The sequence below is a fragment of the Bradyrhizobium sp. 170 genome, assembly GCF_023101085.1.
In the GTDB taxonomy this organism is placed as follows: Bacteria; Pseudomonadota; Alphaproteobacteria; order Rhizobiales; family Xanthobacteraceae; genus Bradyrhizobium.
On record NZ_CP064703.1, the window covers coordinates 8,856,594 to 8,874,811 of the forward strand.

Genomic DNA, 18,218 nt, shown 5'->3' on the forward strand with positions numbered 1-18,218 from the left:
AGCTGGATAGATAACATCATGTTATTTCTTGCGCCGCCTGGAATCGGGCTTTCGCGGCATAACTTTGCCCGGCCCCACCGCCCGCATTTCCGAGCGCAGACATTCGATGAAATGCTCGATGTGCAGCGACAGCGGCGCGCCGCGTTTCACCGCAATGTAAGTGTCGAACCTGGTCGGCTCGACGATTTTAAGCAATTCGACGCCGGGATAGCCGCCGTGGGCGACAGTAAACTGGTCGATCACGGCAATGCCAAGGCCGGCCTTGACCAGCGCACACACGGTCGTGCCGAAGCGCGCGCGGATGGTGATGTCGTAGTCGAGTTTGTTGCGCGCGAATATCTCCGCCATGATCCGTCCATAGGGATCGTTGGGGTCGATGCCGATCAGGGGATAGCGGATGATCTCCGCGGCCGAGACCTGCTTGCATCCGGCGAGTTCATGCCCCGCCGGCACGATGCAGAACAATTCGCCCGACGCCAGCGGCAGAAAGTCGAGGCCGGGATGCTCGAGCCGGTAACTCATGGCGACGCAATCGCCGCGGCCGAGCAGCAGATAATCGACGGCTTCCTCGATCTTGAGGATGTTGATGTCGATCCGCAGTTCTGGATAACGGCGCCGCACCCGCTCGATCGCACGCGGCACCATGACCTGCGAGATGCTCGGCACCGAGCCGATGCGCAGTTCGGACAGATCGCCGCGTCCGATCTTGGAGATGATCTCGGTTAGATCATCCATCTTCTCGTAGACGCCGTTGATCTGCTCGAAGATGTTGCGGGCTTCCGCCGTCGGGAAATAGCGCCCGTTCTGGCGCTGGAAGAAGCGGACGCCGAGCGATTTCTCGGTGTATTTCACCAGCCGGCTGATGCCCGGCGCCGACACGTTGAGAAGCCGCGCCGCGCCGCCGATCGTGCCGGTCACCATCACGGCGCGGATCACCTCGACCTGGCGAAGCGTCATCATGGAAATCTTACCTGCGACGTAACTTGCTTACGATCAATATGGCCATCAGTCGAGCAGCTCCCGACAGCCGAGATCGTCGACTGCGAGAAAAATCCGCTCAAGATTATTCCACCAGACCCCGCCGCCAATACCAGCCATCGCCTGCGCCACTGGTCTTGTGATCAGCCAGAGCACCGACAGCCGATAATCATCGTTCAGCGACTGGCGATCATAATCGCTCACTCCGTGAACCGATAACGCCGCATGGTAGCGGGCCAGAAGAGGCTGCTCGACACGCCTCCGGCGATCGGGATACCAAAGCATCGCCATCATATAGGCTAGGTCGTCGGTCGCCGTATTGATGCTCCAGCCCTCCCAATCCAGCAACCTGGGGTTATCGCCTCCATCAGGCCGCGGCAGGAAGAAATTCCATGGGTGAGCGTCACCATGGATGATGGTCAGGTTGCGTCGCACATGGTAGCGCGCCAGCAGCTCAGGCCCGCGATCCAGCAATCTCTCGTAAAGATTCCGCCGCTCGGCTGGTATCATCTCTCCGTACCGGTCGGTGAACCGCGCGAACTGAATTCCGAAATCTCGCAGAATCCTGTCCCAGGCATCTGCGTCGTACCAGCTCCCGACCGAATGACCGAGGCGTCGGTCGTCCCACCACGCCGCATGGATACGCGCGAGAGCCTCCACGATTTGCTCGGATTGCTGAGTCGTGGGTGGCAATGGCCACGCAGTCGCGACGAAATGCGAGTCCGTCAGGTCTTCCAGCAGCAGATGCCACGCGCTGGTATCCGTCGCCTCGACGGCCTCAAAACAGCGCGGCACCAATCGTTCCGATAACGCGGGGGCGATGTCGCGATAGAATGAAATCTCCCGGCCATTCGTGTAGGTCGAACGACCCGCATCATCGAGATGACCCATTTTGAGAATGACGGAGTTCGGGGCGTCTCCGGCCCGGCCTCCATAATCCAAGCGCAGCCGGAATGTGTGTGAACGCAACTTCTTTATCGGAGGTGTCATCCTCACGACGCTGCAAACCCGCGCCGGCCCCAGAACGCCGGACTTACGAAGCGCGTTGGTAAGACGTTCGGCATTTGCCGGCGGCGGCAAGGAGTCAGGTGTCATTGACAACCCACAGTGAGGCAGCGCAACCCGGCATATCCCCCAATGTCATACGCGGGCTTGACCCGTGTATCCATCGTTTCTTCGCAAGAAGCCTTTTTCGAAAGTGGATAGATGGCCGGGTCAAGCCCGGCCACGACGAGAAAACGCTGCGACGTCGGAACTTACACGTCGAAGAACACCGTCTCTTTGTCGCCCTGCAGATGGATGTCGAACCGATAGACCGCGTTGCCGTTACCCGGCTGCCGCGTCGCGATCAGCGTCGTGCGGCGATCGGCCGGCACCAGCGCAAGCACGGGATCGGCGGCATTGGCGGCCTCGCCGTCGAAATAGATCCGCGAATAATTGTGCAGCAGCATGCCGCGCGCGAACACGGCGAGCACGACATGCGGCGCCTGCGGCTTGCCGTCGGGATCGGCGACCTGGCCCGGCTTAATGGTGTCGAAGGCATAACCGCCCTTCGCATCGGTGCCGATCCGGCCAAACCCCTTGAACGTCGAGTTCGCCAGCGCCCGCTTGTCCTGCGGATCGGAGAACCGTCCCTGCGCATCCGCCTGCCATATCTCCAGCATGCAATCCGACACGACCGCGCCATCACCGTCGAACACCTGCCCCTCGATGCGAATGCGTTCGCCTGACGTATCCGCCGTCACCAAATTGTTGGTGAACGCGTCGTTCCAGTCGTATCGGCCGTTCGAGGTCAGCCCATAGGCGAAATAGGGGCCGACGGTCTGCGACGGGGTGAGGCCGTCGGGCTTGGTCTGTTGCACTTACTTTTTCTCCATCGGCGTGGCGTTCCGCCCGCGCAGCACAATGTTGAAGCGGTAGCACAGCGCCCAATCCGGCATGGTGTTCTCCAGATCGAACGCGGAAATCATCCGGTCGCGCGCCTTCTCGTCGGTCACCGAATTGAAGATCGGATCGAACGGGAACAGCGGGTCACCCGGGAAATACATCTGCGTCACCAGACGCGACACGAACGCGTGGCCGAACACCGAGAAATGGATGTGGGCCGGGCGCCACGCGTTGTGGTGATTGCCCCAGGGATAGGCGCCGGGCTTGATGGTGACGAAGCGGTAATAGCCTTGGGCGTCCGACTGCGCGCGGCCGGCCCCGGTGAAATTCGGATCGAGCGGCGCGGGATGTTGATCGACGACGTGGACATAGCGACCGCAGGCGTTGGCCTGCCACAGTTCGACCAGCGCGTTCGGGACGCCGCGGCCGTCTTCGTCGAGCACATGGCCGTGCACGATGATGCGCTCGCCAAGCGGCTCGCCCTTGCCTTGAACGGTGAGGTCGTGATCGTTCGCGCGCACCGTCTCGTGGCCGTAAACCGGCCCGGTCAATTCCGACAGCGTGTGCCGCATCGGAATCAGCGGCCTGGAGGGCGAGCGCTTGACCGTGCTCTTGTAGCCGGGGGACAGCCGCGGCGGATGCGCCGCGAGACTTTGCACTGGATAGACCAATGTCATGACGAATTCCTCCCTCGCATCGCGCTCGCGGCGCAAAATTGCTTTGCAATTTTGTCGCTGAGCCGCGCCGCCAGATCATTATATGACATAACTAATTTGGGAAAGCGCTGTTTTTTACTCTCCCAAATAGTTGTTTCAATTAATCTTTTCGACCGCGACCGCAACGCCTTGGCCGACGCCGACGCACATGGTTGCCAAGGCAAGCTTCCCGCCCCGCTTCTCCATGCCGTGCACCGCCGTCAACGCCAGCCGCGCGCCGCTCATGCCGAGCGGATGGCCGAGCGCAATCGCGCCGCCATGCGGGTTGACGAAATCAGCGTCGTCCTTGACGCCCAGTTGCCGCAGACAGGCTATGCCCTGCGAGGCGAAGGCTTCATTGAGCTCGATCAAATCGAAATCGCTGATCTTGATGCCGAGCCGCTCCATCAGCTTTTTCGTCGCCGGCACCGGGCCGATGCCCATGATGCGCGGCGGCACCGCAGCCGAGGCGAGGCCGAGGATGCGTGCCCGCGGCGTCAGCCCGTGCTTTTTCACAGCCGCTTCCGACGCCAGGATCATCGCCGCCGCGCCGTCATTGACGCCGGACGCATTGCCCGCCGTCACCGTGCCGGGATTGCGCACGATCGGCTTCAATTTCGTCAGGCCCTCCAGCGTGGTCTCGGGGCGCGGATGCTCGTCCCTGTCGACGATGACGGGCCCGGCCTTGCCGCCCGGCACCGACACCGGTGTGATTTCCTCGGCGAAATAACCGGCCGCAATCGCCGCGCCTGCGCGCTGCTGCGAGCGGATCGCCATCGCGTCCTGGTCGGCGCGCGACACCTGGAATTCCTCGGCGACGTTCTCGCCGGTTTCCGGCATCGCATCGACACCATATTGGGCCTTCATCAGTGGATTGATGAACCGCCAGCCGATCGTGGTGTCGTAAATCTCGGCCGAGCGCGCGAACGCTTCCGGCGCCTTGCCCATCACGAACGGCGCGCGGGTCATCGACTCGACGCCGCCGGCAATCGCGAAATCGATTTCGCCTGATCGAATCGCCCGGCCCGCGGCGCCGACCGCGTCGAGGCCGGACGCGCAGAGGCGGTTGAGGGTCTGGCCGGGAACCGATTCCGGAATGCCCGCCAGCAACAGCGCCATCCGCGCCACGTTGCGGTTGTCCTCGCCGGCCTGGTTGGCGCAGCCGAAAAACACCTCATCCACCTGCGCCCAGTCGAGATTGGGATGCTTCGCCATCAGCGCCTTGATCGGGACGGCCGCCAGATCGTCGGCGCGCACCTTGGCGAGCGAGCCGCCGAAACGGCCGATCGGGGTCCGGACGGCATCGCAAATGAATACATCACGCATAGAATCTCTCCCTGAATGCCGTGCTTTAGGCGTTGACCCGCTGGAACTGTTGGCGAGTTTTAGGAGCGTGCCCGCGGCAGGTCAATCGAGGCGCCGTTCCCGGGTGGTGCTTTCGCGGGAGGTCCGTCATGTCCTCAACGCTGGCGTGATGCGTGGAAAACTCTGACAACGCAGGTAAGGGAATAGGATCGGGCGGCGAAATTTTGTAGTTTGCGGCCCCCGGAGCCTTGGCCCTAGAACCTCGGCCGGCTTCAGCTCTCGTTTGGACGCGTTTTCTTTGCGCGAACCGGTACCCACTTCACTTGAAAACGCTCTGATGACGATCCAGCGATCCATACCCGCCCCTGCGCTTCCCGAAGCCGCGCCTGCCGCTGACGCAAATTCGCGCGTTACGCCGATGATGGAACAGTACCTTGAAATCAAGGCCGCCCATCCCGGGCTCTTGCTGTTCTACCGGATGGGCGATTTCTACGAGCTGTTCTTCGAGGACGCCGAGATCGCCTCCAAAACGCTCGGCATCGTGCTGACCAAGCGCGGCAAGCACCAGGGCATGGACATCCCGATGTGCGGCGTCCCGGTGGAGCGCTCCGAGGATTATCTGCACCGCCTGATCAACGCCGGCCACCGCGTTGCCGTCTGCGAGCAGACCGAGAATCCCGCCGCGGCACGCGCCCGCGGCAACAAGAGCGTAGTGGCCCGCGGCGTGGTGCGGCTGGTGACGCCGGGCACGCTGACGGAAGACACGCTGCTCGACGCCCGCACCAACAATTATCTGCTGGCGATCGCGCGCGCCCGCGCCTCCGCCGGCGGCGACCGGATTGGCCTCGCCTGGATTGACATTTCGACGTCTGAATTCATGGTGACGGAATGCTCGACGGCGGAGTTGGCGGCGACGCTGGCGCGGATCAATCCGAATGAGGTGATCGTCACCGACGCGCTCTATGGCGATGCCGACCTCGGCCCGCTGCTGCGCGAATTGCCCTCGGTGACGCCGCTAACCCGCGACGTCTTCGACGGCGCCACCGCGGAACGGCGGCTGTGCGACTATTTCGCGGTCGCGACTATGGATGGCCTGTCCGCGATGTCGCGGCTGGAGGCCACCGCGGCAGCCGCCGCCGTCACCTATATCGACCGCACGCAGGTCGGAAAGCGTCCGCCGCTGTCGCCGCCCTCCCGCGAGGCGGCCGGAACGACGATGGCGATCGACCCCGCCACCCGAGCCAATCTCGAATTGACCCGAACGCTATCAGGCGAACGGCGCGGATCGCTGCTCGATGCGATCGATTGCACGGTCACCGCCGCCGGCTCGCGGCTATTGGCTCAACGCCTCGCCGCGCCCCTCACCGACAGCGCGGGAATCTCACGGCGGCTGGATGCGATTGCCGCCTTTGTCGCCGATAGCGCCGCGCGTGACGACGTCAGAGCCACGTTGCGCGCGGCGCCCGATATGTCGCGCGCGTTGGCGCGGCTATCGGTCGGACGCGGCGGTCCGCGCGACCTTGCCGGCTTGCGCGACGGCATCCTTGCCGCGGACCAGGCGCTGGCGCGGCTTGCGCAGCTCGACGCGCCGCCGCCGGAAATCATTGCGGTGATGGAGGCTTTGCGCCGCCCCTCGCGCGACCTCGCCCGCGAGTTCGAACGCGCGCTCGCCGAGCAACTGCCGCTGATCAAGCGCGACGGCGGCTTCATCCGCGAGGGCTATGAGGCCGCACTCGATGAGAGCCGCAATCTGCGCGATGCCTCCCGCCTCGTCGTCGCCGCGATGCAGGCGCGCTATGCCGACGCGACCTCCATCAAGGCGCTCAAGATCCGGCACAACAACGTGCTCGGCTATTTCGTCGAGGTGACGGCGCAGCACGGCGACAAGCTGATGGCGCCGCCGTTGAATGCCACGTTCATCCACCGCCAGACGCTCGCGGGCCAGGTTCGCTTCACCACGTCCGAGCTCGGCGAGATCGAGGCCAAAATCGCCAATGCCGGCGACCGCGCGCTTGGGCTCGAACTGGAAATCTTCGAGCGGCTCTGCGCAATGGCGCTTACCGCCAGCGACGATCTGCGCGCCGCGGCGCACGCGTTTGCGCTGCTCGATGTCGCAACCGCGCTGGCGAAGCTCGCGGTCGACGACAATTATGTACGGCCCGAGGTCGATGGCTCGCTCGGCTTCGCGGTCGAAGGCGGCCGGCATCCCGTGGTCGAACAGGCGCTGAAGCGCGACGGCCAGCCGTTCATCGCCAATGCCTGCAACTTGTCGCCCAGCCCCGCTCAGAAATCCGGCCAGATCTGGCTGATCACCGGCCCGAACATGGCCGGCAAATCGACCTTCCTGCGCCAGAACGCGCTGATCGCGCTGATGGCGCAGATCGGTTCTTACGTGCCGGCGTCACGCGCGCGTATCGGCGTCGTCGACCGCCTGTTCTCACGCGTCGGCGCGGCGGACGATCTTGCGCGCGGCCGCTCCACCTTCATGGTCGAGATGGTCGAGACCGCCGTGATCCTCAACCAGGCCAGCGAACGCTCGCTGGTCATCCTCGATGAAATCGGCCGCGGCACCGCGACCTTCGACGGCCTGTCGATCGCCTGGGCCGCGATCGAACATCTGCATGAAGCCAACCGCTGCCGCGCATTGTTCGCCACGCATTATCACGAGCTGACCGCGCTTTCCGCAAAACTGCCGAGGATGTTCAACGCCACCGTGCGCGTCAAGGAATGGCAGGGCGACGTCGTATTCCTGCACGAGGTGCTGCCCGGCTCGGCCGACCGCTCCTACGGCATCCAGGTCGCGAAACTCGCAGGCCTCCCGCCCGCCGTGATCGCCCGCGCCAAGTCGGTGCTGGCGAAGCTCGAAGCGCAGGACCGCGGCCAGACGGCGCGGGCGCTCGCCGACGACTTGCCGCTGTTCGCCGTCCCTTCCCGCGCCGCCGCGGAAGCCGCGCCGCCGAGCGAGGCCGAGCAAATGATGGAAGCCGTGAAGGCGCTGCATCCCGACGAGATGTCCCCGCGCGAGGCGCTGGAGGCGTTGTATGCGCTGAAGGCGAAATTGCCGAAGGGATAACGAGTCCGTAGCCCGGATGGAGCGCAGCGCAATCCGGGAATCTCACCCGCGGATCGGCCGGCCCCGGATTTCGCTTCGCTTCATCCGGGCTACACGCTTCAACGCGCCGCCTTCCTCCGCCCCAGCCACCACAGGCTGAGATTCCATCCCACGCAGGTTGCCAGCGCCAGGCTCAACGCAATCGCCGAACCGAACTGCTGCGCGGCGACATGCAGCACCGCAATCGCGATGCCGAGGCCGATCAATCCCCAGGCGCTGTTGGCGAGCACGGCCGCGGTCGGCGGGCCGCCGATGCGCGGGTGCAGGATCAGCATCATGGAGGTGAACACGACCGGGAACAGCGCGATCATGCCGCTTACCTTGGGTCCGACCCAGCTCGACGTCGTGACGACCGTCGCCACCAGCGTTGCGACCAGCGATGCGCGCAGCGGAATGTCGTACCAGCGGCGCCTGATCGGCGGCATTTTGGCGTGGCGATAGCGGGCGAGCAGCGGGACGCAGATGGCGTAAGCGATGACATTGGCGATCAGCCCGCCGGCCAACGACCATTGCACCGAGCGGATGATCGCAGCGAGCGACAGCCACACGGCTACCGCCGCGAAGCAACTGAGCAGCGCGCCGTGGCGCTGCGCCAGCACGACATAGGTGAGGCCAAGGAAGATCGTCGCGGCGTTGATCGGCAGGCTCGCCAGCGCACCCTCGGCGATGAAGGCGGCGTCATGATCGAGCGCGAGGAATACGTAGGACGGCCCCGCCGAGATCGGCAGCGTCGCGATCAGCGCGCCGATCACCGGGCCCGAGCGCTCAGTGACGATGGAAGCCGTCACCACGAACGCCGCCGTGATCGCCATGCGCAGGCCGAGCGTGAGGATAAAGGTGAGTTCGGGGGACATGGTCTATCCGTCGTCCCTGCGAAAGCAGGGACCCATACGCCGAGGCTTCTCGAGTTCGGGAGGTGTGGGTTGGTACTTCCCGCACCCATTGGCGTCAGTGGTTATGGGTCCCTGCGTTCGCAGGGACGACACCGAGATTGCCTCACACCCGCTTCATCGACACCGAGACCTTCGGGCCGTTCCTGATGGTCTGATAGACCACGCAATAGCGTTCGGTGAGTTTCAACAGCAGGTCGAGCTTGTCCTGCGGCGCGTCGGTTCCCACCTCGAAGCGCAGGCGAATCTCCTCGAAGCCGACCGGAGCTTCCTTGTCGACGCCGAGCGTGCCGCGAAAATCCAGATCGCCTTCGGCGATGACGGTGCCGCTTCTGAGCGGAACGTCGACGGCGGTTGCCACCGACTTCAGCGTCACGCCGGCGCAAGCGACGAGGGCTTCCAGCAGCATGTCGCCGGAGCAGAGCTCCAGGCCGGAGCCGCCGGTGGCGGGGTGCAGGCCGGCTACCGCCAGCGCGCGGCCGGTCTCTACCTTGCAGGCGATGCCTTCATTGTCGATCGAGCCCTTGGCCTTCAACGTAATGACCGCGGCCGAGGGGTCGGACTTGTAGCGTTCCTTGATCGGGGCCTGCATCGCGCGGAGTTCGGCGGCGTCCATTTTGTTCTCCCGACTTTTGTTTGTGCATCGGATATAAAGGGCTATCGGCGCGCTGTCATCACGGTCTCCCGCCGGCCGACCCATGCGGCATGGGAAATCCACGTTTTTCCAACAGGTTATGGCTGGCATTCGCGCACCCGGCGGCATAGCTTTGATTTGACCGTACAATCGCCCGTGACAGCCCCAGCGCCGTCCGATATCGGGATAGATCATGGATAGCGTCGTGACTGAGGACCGCTCCGGAGCGGATGAACGTTTCGATACCGCGCGGATCACCGCGGCGGTCGATGCCCTGGCCGAAAAACACGCCGGCCGCGAGGACGTGTTTCGCTCGGCGCTGGCGCAACTCCTGAAAGCCGAGATGATCGCGGCGCGCGCGACCGCGCAGGCCGTGCTGCTGAAGGATCGCCACGGCCGCCGCTGCGCGGAGCGGCTGTGCTTCATGCAGGACGAAATCATCCGCATCCTCTACTCGGCTGCCACACGGCATCTCTATCGCTCGCATGTGCCCTCCGGCGCCGAGCGCATGGCCGTGGTCGCCACCGGCGGTTACGGCCGCGGGCTGATGGCGCCGGAATCCGATATCGATCTGCTGTTCATCCTGCCCTACAAGCAGACCGCCTGGGGCGAGCAGGTCGCGGAAGCCATTCTGTATTGCCTGTGGGACCTGGGATTGAAGGTCGGCCACGCCACGCGCTCGGTCGACGAATGTATCCGCCAGGCGCGCGGCGACATGACGATCCGCACCGCGATCCTGGAGACGCGATTTTTGACCGGCGACCAGCCGCTCTATGACGAACTGGTCGCGCGGTTCGACAAGGACGTCGTGCAGGGCACGGCTTCCGAATTCGTCACCGCCAAACTCGCCGAGCGCGAAGAACGCCACCGTCGCGCCGGGCAATCGCGCTATCTGGTCGAGCCCAACGTCAAGGACGGCAAGGGCGGATTGCGCGACCTGCACACCCTGTTCTGGATCGCCAAATACGTCTACCGCGTGCGCGAGACCGACGAGCTGGTCGAACGCGGCGTGTTCGACGCGCAGGAGTACCGCACCTTCCGCCGCTGCGCCGACTTCCTGTGGTCGGTGCGCTGCAATTTGCATTTCGTCTCGGGGCGCGCCGAAGAGCGGCTGTCGTTCGACATGCAGCGCGAGATCGCGGTCCGGCTCGGCTATACTTCGCATCCCGGCATGCAGGATGTCGAACGCTTCATGAAGCACTACTTCCTGGTCGCCAAGGACGTCGGCGACCTGACCGCGATCCTGTGCGCCAAGCTGGAAGACGAGCAGGCCAAGCCGGCGCCGGTCTTGAGCCGCATGGTGGCGCGGCTGCGGCCGGGCACCAAGCGGCGGCGGGTGCCCGACAGCGACGACTTCATCATCGACAACAACCGCATCAACCTCGCCGCGCCCGACGTCTTCAAGCACGACCCGGTCAATCTGATCCGGATCTTCCAGCTGGCGCAGAAGAACAACCTCGCCTTCCACCCCGATGCGATGCGCACGGTGACGCGCTCGCTGAAACTGGTGAACACCCAGCTTCGCGAAAATCCGGAAGCCAACCGGCTGTTCATGGATATCCTGACTTCCGACAACGCGGAGATCGTGCTGCGGCGCATGAACGAGACCGGCGTGCTCGGTCACTTCATCCGCGCCTTCGGCAAGATCGTGTCGATGATGCAGTTCAACATGTATCACCATTATACGGTGGACGAACATTTGATACGATGCGTCGGCTTCCTGCAGGAGATCGAGCGCGGCGGCAATGACGAGTTCACGGTCGCAAGCGACCTGTTCCGCAAGATCCGCCCCGAGCATCGCGCGGTGATCTACATCACCACGCTGCTGCACGACGTCGCCAAGGGCCGGCCGGAGGATCATTCGGTCGCGGGCGCCAGAGTGGCGCGGCGATTGTGCCCGCGGCTCGGCTTCAACACCGCCGACACCGAGCTGGTAGCATGGCTGATCGAAGAGCATCTGACGATGTCCACGGTGGCGCAGTCGCGCGACCTCTCGGACCGCAAGACGATCGAGAATTTTGCCGCGGTCGTACAGTCCGTCGAGCAGATGAAGCTTTTGACCATCCTGACCACCGCCGACATCAGGGGCGTCGGCCCCGGTGTGTGGAACGGCTGGAAGGCGCAGTTGCTGCGCACGCTGTATTATGAGACCGAGCCGGCGCTGACCGGCGGCTTCTCGGAAGTGAACCGCGCCCAGCGCATCGCGGTAGCGCAATCCGAATTCCGCGCCGCGTTCAACGAGTGGCCGGAAGCTGAGCTCAACGCCTATATCGGGCGGCACTATCCCGCCTACTGGCTCAAGGTCGACCTGCAACGAAAAATCCGCCAGGCGCGCTTCATCCGCGCCAGCGAACAGGCCGGCCACCAGCTCGCGATCAATGTCGGTTTCGATGAAGCGCGCGGTGTCACCGAACTGACGATCCTGGCGACCGACCATCCGTGGCTGCTGTCGATCATTGCAGGCGCCTGCGCATCCGCCGGCGCCAACATCGTCGACGCGCAGATCTACACGACCACCGACGGGCGCGCACTCGACACCATCGCGATCTCCAGGGAGTACGACCGCGACGAGGACGAGGGACGGCGCGCCACCCGCATCGGCGAGATGATCGAGCAGGTGCTGGAAGGCAAGCTGCGGCTGCCCGAAGTGGTGGCCCGCAAGGCGGCCAACCGCGGCAAGGTGCGCGCCTTCGTGGTCGAGCCGGAGGTCACCATCAACAATCAGTGGTCGGACCGCTACACCGTGATCGAGGTTTCCGGCCTCGACCGCCCCGGCCTGTTGTATCAGCTCACGACCGCGATCTCGAAACTCAACCTCAACATTGCCTCCGCCCATGTCGCGACCTTCGGCGAACGCGCCCGCGACGTGTTCTACGTGACGGATTTGCTCGGCGCCCAGATCACCGCGCCGACCCGGCAGGCCGCGATCAAGAGCGCGCTGATTCATCTGCTCTCCAGCGAAGACAACGTCGCGCAGCCGGCGGCGTGACACGCAGTCCTGTAGGATGGGTGGAGCGAAGCGATACCCATCAATGCCGGTGCGGGTGGCGATGGGTATCGCTGCGCTCCACCCATCCTACGATCGACTAACGTCTCTGGATCGTCATTGCGAGCGCAGCGAATCAATCCATGGCGCGGCAAGTGGAGAGGTGGATTGCTTCGCTGCGCTCGCACTGACGTGGATATAGTTTCGCGATCTCGCGACGCATTGCGTCCGAGGTTTGCTGGATAACTTCCCACCCTCTCCAATCAGAGGGCGCAGGGAAGACCGGGTGCACGCTGCACCCGCGGTCTCGCGTGCAATGGCGCACAGAGAACGCGCACACGAGCATACAGGTTCAGCGGAAACACTCCGGCCTTCCCTGCGCAATGGCTTTACGGCTTACTTCGAGCTCTCCCCGGTGAACGGCTTTCTTGCCACCGTCGCTGCGCAGGGAATGGACCCCACGCAACTTAACGCCAGCACCGCGGCGTCAGGACCACACGACTTCGCCGTACGCTCGAGCCACACACGTCAGTCGCAGCTCTCGCGTCCATCGCATCTCACCGCACGTTCGTGACGATGGCCAACGCCCCTCATCTGCCGTGAGACGGGCGGGGTTATGCCGCTGATTTGGCCTGCAAGTTAAGCGGAATATTTTTGCAAGGAGGGCTGGACAGACTTTTGGTGATTTGCCCGTCGTGTTGCTTTGTCGCATGCGCTTGAGCGAGATTGCGCTTGCATGCGAGGCAAATCACTATCGCGATCTAGTTGGTCTGTTTTGGATCGCCCCAACCGTAATGCTCGAGAGCTGTCAGGCTCGCCGCCACGAAGGCAAGATAATTTGTCTGGGAAACCAGAAGACCCAGATCGAACAGTTCGAGCAAAGCTTGCCATGGGTCCCCTGCCGGCACGGCGATTGCCCGCTTGCCACCATCGATCACGGAAGGTCGGAAGCTGCGGTCCGATCTCCGGCGCCTTGCCTCGGGTCCGATGTCATCGGAGCAACAGATCAAATGCAGGCGTGCTTTCGGCATATCAATCCCCAAATTTGCGGTCGGCGAGCGCCGGGTTACGGGTTTGACAACTGCAACGAGATGTTTGCGGTCGGCGAGACGTCCGGTTGAAGGTCTCGCGTAAAGGCCTTTCCCGCAGGGCAATTCCAGAAAATATTGTGCCATCAGGTTACCCGACAGGCTTCATCATTGAAACCAAACGGACCATTGAACGGAGGTTGATCCACACATTACATTCGGTTGGCAGGATCATACCTAGGTTTGGGATCGCGATCCGGGCCGCGGCGGGTGGTAGACGCTCCCGAGAGGCGCATCGGCGCACGCAGGGACCGCCCGGATCTTTATACCCTTCCGGACGTCCAAAAGCTGCTAGTATGCGGCATGTTAGGAGGGCGACGTTGTCGCCGCTGATGATGGTGATCACCTAGCGACGCAGCGCCGGCCCGGGATGGCCAGGCCTTTTGTGCTGCCTATGATGCGTAACCAGACGATGAAATCCTGGCGCTCGGCCGAGCAATGGCTGCTGGGCGGCATGGTGCTGGCGTTGGCTGCGGCGGCTTTCATCTGGCTCGTTCTCGGCCCCGCACCGGCGGCCCCGGCCTATTTGACCGCCGTCGTATTGCTGATCGCCTCGCTTCTCGCCTCACTGATCATGATGCGCCGGGTGGGCACTGCCCGCAGGCAGATGGAAGCCGTGCTCCACGGCCGGACAAAAGCCGAACAACACGCGATAGAAGCGCTGCGTCACAGCGAAGCGCAATGGAAGGAGGTGTTCGAGCACAACCCGGTAATGTATTTCATGGTCGACGCGGCCGGCACCGTCCTGTCCGTCAACACATTCGGCGCCGCACAACTTGGCTACGCCGTCAGCGAATTGCTCGGGCAATCCGTGTTGAAAGTCTTTCCTGCCGAAGAGCAACATGTGGCCCAGAGCAACGTTGCCATATGCCTGAAGAATATCGGCCAAACCCATAGCTGGGAGATCTGCAAGGTTCGCAAGGACGGTTCGTCGCTCTGGGTTCGTGAAAACGCCAAGGCCGTACGGCGGCTGGACAATCAATTGATCGTGCTGATCGCATGCGAGGACATTACCGAACGCAAGGGGGCTGAAAATGCCTTGCGGCAGAGTGAAATGTATCTGGCCGAAGCCCAGCGATTGAGCCGCACCGGCAGCTTCGGCTGGCGTGTCGCCAGCGGCGAAATCATTTGGTCGGAGGAAACATTCAGAATATTTGGCTACGACAAGGCCTCCTCTATCAAGCTCGCCACGGTGATGCAGCGTATTCATCCGGATGATCGTGCGCGCGTGCAACAGACCATCGACCGCGCGTCCCGCGACGGCAAAGACTTCGTGCACGGATATCGATTGCTGATGCCCGATGGCTCGGTCAAACATGTCCATGCCGCCGCGCATGCCGTGACAGATGCGTCGGGCGACATCGAATTTGTCGGGGCGGTGACGGACATCACCTCCCGCAAGCGAGCCGAGACAGAGCTGCATGAAGCGCAGGCAAACCTCGCGCATGTCACGCGCGTGACTGCGCTGGGCGAGCTCGCCGCGTCGATCGCCCATGAAGTGAACCAGCCGCTCGCCGCCGTCGTCACCAATGCCGCCGCATGCCTGCGCTGGCTCGACCGCGAGCCCGCCAACCTGAAAGAAGCGCGCAGCACCCTGCAATCGATCGTCGCGGACGGTAATCGGGCGGGTGAAGTGATCCAGCGCGTCCGTGCGCTCGTGGACAAGACGGCCGATCAGAAGGCGCCGCTCCAGATCAATAACGTCGTCAACGAGGTCATCAGCTTCGTGCAGCATGAGCTGTTCAGCCATCGGGTGGCGCTGCGGCTGGAACTTGCCCCCGCCCTCCCCCCGGTCCTCGCCGACCGGATCCAGCTGCAGCAAGTCATCCTCAACCTCGTCATCAACGGGGTTGAAGCGATGCAGCCGGTCAAGGACCGGCCGCGCGATCTGGTGATCAGGACGCGACAGGATGATGAGACCCGCCAAATTCTGGTTACGGTAAGCGACTGTGGTGTCGGCGTGGCCACTGAGAATGCCGATCGGCTGTTCGAAGCCTTCTTCACCACCAAATCCAGCGGCATGGGCATGGGCCTGTCGATCTGCCGCTCGATCGTCAGCGCACACGGAGGGCGGCTATCGGCCTCCGGCAATGCCGGCCCCGGCGCGACGTTTCAGTTCACCTTGCCATTGCATCAGGAGGACAGTACGTGACCGGTCGCCCAGCATCGCCTTCCACCGTCGCAGGCGCCGAGGAACCGGTCGTCTTCGTTATCGACGACGACGCATCGGTGCGTGACGCACTGAGCAATCTTTTCCGGTCGGTGGGCTTGCGGGTCGAAGTGTTCGGTTCGGCTCACGAGTTTCTGCAGAGCACGCTTCCGAACGTTGCCGGCTGCCTGATCCTCGACATCAGGCTGCCCCGGTTGAGCGGCCTCGACTTCCAGGCCGAGCTGGCGAAGGCCGATATCCGCATTCCGATCATCTTCATGACGGGTCACGGCGATATCCCGATGACGGTCAGGGCGATGAAGGCCGGAGCCGTCGACTTCCTGACCAAACCATTCCGCGACCAGGACATGCTGGATGCCGTAACGACGGCAATCGAACGCGACCGGGTTAGCCGCGACGAAGCCAGGATGCTCTCCGGCCTGCATGCTCGTTTCGCGACCCTGACCCCGCGGGAACGGGAGGTGATGGCGCTGGTCACGACCGGCCTCATGAACAAGCAGATTGCCGCCGAAATCGGCATTGCCGAGATCACCGTGAAGATACACCGCGGGCACATCATGCGAAAAATGACCGCGAAATCTCTGCCCGATCTGGTGAGAATGGCCGAGATGCTCGGGATCGGGCCCGCATCCCGCGGGCCGCAAACCTAAGTATGATTCTCCGACCGTGATTTGCGGCGCACTCTGCCCGTTACGCGACGGCACGGCAAAGGACAGCCTCTGGTCGCCTCCAGGAAAAAAACTCCTTGTCCAATCCATCAGTCATATCGATCATCGACGATGATGACTCGGTTCGCGCCGCCACCCGGAATCTCGTCAGGTCGCTTGGCTACGTCGTCCATACTTTTGCCTCGGCCGGAGATTTCCTGCGATCGCCCCACCTCAACGAAACATCGTGCGTGATAACCGATGTCAGAATGCCGGAGATGAGCGGGCTCGATCTGCAAGCCCACCTGCTGGCCAAGGGCCGGACCTTTCCCTTCATTTTCGTCACGGCCTTTTCCGTCGAAAGCGATCGCGACCGGGCCCTGAAGGCGGGAGCAACCTGCTTCCTGAGCAAACCATTCGACGGGGAGACCCTGATCGAATGCCTCGAAACCGCGCTGGCTCAGAACGGCGCGGCAGCGAGCAAATGAGCCGATCCGGCGCTGCGCGAGCCGTCTATACGCAAGGATGATCTCGCCAAACATCTAGACAGGTTGAATAAACAGGGTGGCGGCGCGAGACTTCGCATTGTCGCTCCTCGAGAGAACGAGGCGGCAGCAATGCATCACATTTTGATCGGCAAGTGGCAATTCCTCAGAAGGAGGTCGCCATGCTTTTAGAACCGCGCTGCTCTCATTGCGACAGTGAGGCCCCGAAAATCATCTCGCTGCGGGATCCTGTACGTGAACGCTACTGCGGACGCTTCTGTCTCGACAAGGGTCACGAGAATTTCATTCGCTGGATACGACGTACGAATGCGGAGGTCGCGTCATGACCAATTGCTGCGGAAATCCGGAATGCAAGCGCCCCTTCGGGCTGGTTCGGCGCAGCTGGTACTTCGAACAGTTCTGCTCGACGAAGTGCCGCGAGATCTACCGGCGGCAGCTGGAGCGCAACCGGGCCTATTGGAAATGGCTCTACAAATGCCCCGAGCCGTCGGTCACGGGAAGAAGCTGATCCGGCCACGGGGTGGAGCGGACGCCCAAGGAGCGATCATGACGACAGTGTATGCGATGCTGGTGGGCGCGATACTGGCCTGGGCACCCACAATTCTTGTGTTCATCTATATCGTGCGGGACATGCGAAACACACGAAGCCTCGATTAGCTGAAGTCTCGATTAAACTTGTGACGGGCCCTCAAGCACACCCCCCAGCCGCTTGATCGACCCGTCCCTTTTTTGAATCCGAGCGCCCTCGTGCTGCAACAGCCAGCGCTTGCGCTCCAGCCCACCGCCGTACTTCACCAGCGACCCGTTGGCGCCGATCAGGCGGTGACAGGGCAGGACGACGCTGATCGGATTGGAGCCGTTGGCGTGGCCGACGGCGCGAACGGCTTTGGGCATCCTGAGCTTCGCGGCGAGCGCCCCATAGCTCAGCGTCGTGCCTGCGGGAATCCGGGGCAACGCGTTCCAGACATTTGCTGGAACGGCGTGCCGGCAACGCGCCATTCGATCGCGGCGAGACGGTCGAGGTCGCCCTTGAAATAGCCGGTCAATGCGGCACGCAGCTCGCGCGGCGCCCGAGCGTTCTTCAAATTCACCGCGCCATAATGCAGGCGCAGCAACTGCTTCATGCGTGGCTCATAATCCTCCCAGTCCAGCGCGCGGAGCAGGCCGTCCGCATCGCTGACCAATAGCGCCGTCCCGATGGGCGTTGGCAGGCGGTCGAGGTTGAAGCTCTCTGGCATCGTCATTCCTGAAAAATATCGGCAGGCGTCCCGCACTTTTCACGCGTGCCGTGCTAGCGTCCACCCGAATTCCGCTGCCGGT

14 protein-coding genes and 1 pseudogene are annotated in these 18,218 nt (G+C 63.2%); 6 read left to right on the forward strand and 9 right to left on the reverse strand.

The genetic code is table 11. The annotated features are described in order from the left end of the window. Positions 1–21: 21 nt before the first annotated feature. The 5 genes from IVB05_RS41825 to pcaF form a co-directional block, all read right to left on the reverse strand. Complete coding sequence (locus tag IVB05_RS41825) at positions 22–960, reverse strand: LysR family transcriptional regulator (RefSeq protein ID WP_247782011.1); 939 nt, start codon at positions 958–960, stop codon at positions 22–24. 45 nt (positions 961–1,005) lie between these two features. Continuing rightward, the gene (locus IVB05_RS41830) at positions 1,006–1,968 is read right to left on the reverse strand and encodes an ecdysteroid 22-kinase family protein (RefSeq protein ID WP_247782012.1); all 963 of its coding nucleotides are present in this window, start codon (positions 1,966–1,968) and stop codon (positions 1,006–1,008) included. Positions 1,969–2,234: 266 nt separating this feature from the next. Next, positions 2,235–2,840 (reverse strand): protocatechuate 3,4-dioxygenase subunit alpha, encoded by a 606-nt coding sequence (pcaG, locus tag IVB05_RS41835; RefSeq protein WP_247782013.1) that lies wholly within the window; start codon positions 2,838–2,840, stop codon positions 2,235–2,237. Beyond that, on the reverse strand, positions 2,841–3,542 hold the full coding sequence (gene pcaH, locus IVB05_RS41840) for a protocatechuate 3,4-dioxygenase subunit beta (RefSeq protein ID WP_247782014.1): 702 nt from the start codon (positions 3,540–3,542) through the stop codon (positions 2,841–2,843). 135 nt (positions 3,543–3,677) lie between these two features. Beyond that, positions 3,678–4,886 carry a 3-oxoadipyl-CoA thiolase gene (gene pcaF, locus IVB05_RS41845; protein WP_247782015.1) on the reverse strand — a complete coding sequence of 403 codons (1,209 nt, stop codon included), beginning with the start codon at positions 4,884–4,886 and terminating at the stop codon, positions 3,678–3,680. 316 nt (positions 4,887–5,202) lie between these two features. Between pcaF and mutS the strand changes: the two genes are divergently transcribed. Next, positions 5,203–7,938 carry a DNA mismatch repair protein MutS gene (mutS, locus tag IVB05_RS41850; protein WP_247782016.1) on the forward strand — a complete coding sequence of 912 codons (2,736 nt, stop codon included), beginning with the start codon at positions 5,203–5,205 and terminating at the stop codon, positions 7,936–7,938. A 98-nt stretch (positions 7,939–8,036) separates the two neighbouring features. On the opposite strand, the gene IVB05_RS41855 is transcribed toward mutS, so the two are convergent. Both IVB05_RS41855 and IVB05_RS41860 read right to left on the reverse strand, forming a co-directional pair. Further along, the gene (locus tag IVB05_RS41855) at positions 8,037–8,831 is read right to left on the reverse strand and encodes a hypothetical protein (RefSeq protein ID WP_247782017.1); all 795 of its coding nucleotides are present in this window, start codon (positions 8,829–8,831) and stop codon (positions 8,037–8,039) included. Positions 8,832–8,973: 142 nt separating this feature from the next. Continuing rightward, positions 8,974–9,483: an OsmC family protein gene (locus IVB05_RS41860; RefSeq protein WP_247782018.1), complete on the reverse strand. Its 510-nt coding sequence runs from the start codon at positions 9,481–9,483 to the stop codon at positions 8,974–8,976. Between the two features lie 211 nt (positions 9,484–9,694). Here IVB05_RS41860 and IVB05_RS41865 point away from each other — a divergent pair, with 211 nt between their 5' ends. After that, complete coding sequence (locus tag IVB05_RS41865) at positions 9,695–12,490, forward strand: [protein-PII] uridylyltransferase (RefSeq protein ID WP_247782019.1); 2,796 nt, start codon at positions 9,695–9,697, stop codon at positions 12,488–12,490. 758 nt (positions 12,491–13,248) lie between these two features. On the opposite strand, the gene IVB05_RS41870 is transcribed toward IVB05_RS41865, so the two are convergent. Continuing rightward, positions 13,249–13,662 carry a hypothetical protein gene (locus IVB05_RS41870; RefSeq protein ID WP_247782020.1) on the reverse strand — a complete coding sequence of 138 codons (414 nt, stop codon included), beginning with the start codon at positions 13,660–13,662 and terminating at the stop codon, positions 13,249–13,251. A gap of 307 nt (positions 13,663–13,969) precedes the next feature. Between IVB05_RS41870 and IVB05_RS41875 the strand changes: the two genes are divergently transcribed. The 4 genes from IVB05_RS41875 to IVB05_RS41890 all read left to right on the forward strand — a co-directional run bounded on the left by IVB05_RS41875 (position 13,970) and on the right by IVB05_RS41890 (position 17,406). Next, the gene (locus tag IVB05_RS41875; RefSeq protein ID WP_247782021.1) at positions 13,970–15,727 is read left to right on the forward strand and encodes a PAS domain S-box protein; all 1,758 of its coding nucleotides are present in this window, start codon (positions 13,970–13,972) and stop codon (positions 15,725–15,727) included. Beyond that, positions 15,724–16,395 (forward strand): response regulator transcription factor, encoded by a 672-nt coding sequence (locus IVB05_RS41880; protein ID WP_247782022.1) that lies wholly within the window; start codon positions 15,724–15,726, stop codon positions 16,393–16,395. The genes IVB05_RS41875 and IVB05_RS41880 overlap by 4 nt, the downstream gene beginning before the upstream one ends. Before the next feature lie 95 nt (positions 16,396–16,490). After that, positions 16,491–16,880 carry a response regulator gene (locus IVB05_RS41885; RefSeq protein ID WP_247782023.1) on the forward strand — a complete coding sequence of 130 codons (390 nt, stop codon included), beginning with the start codon at positions 16,491–16,493 and terminating at the stop codon, positions 16,878–16,880. A gap of 340 nt (positions 16,881–17,220) precedes the next feature. Continuing rightward, on the forward strand, positions 17,221–17,406 hold the full coding sequence (locus tag IVB05_RS41890; protein ID WP_247782024.1) for a hypothetical protein: 186 nt from the start codon (positions 17,221–17,223) through the stop codon (positions 17,404–17,406). A gap of 161 nt (positions 17,407–17,567) precedes the next feature. Here the strand turns inward: IVB05_RS41890 and IVB05_RS41895 are convergent. After that, a pseudogene (locus IVB05_RS41895) lies at positions 17,568–18,142 on the reverse strand (methylated-DNA--[protein]-cysteine S-methyltransferase). Between the last annotated feature and the right edge of the window lie 76 nt (positions 18,143–18,218).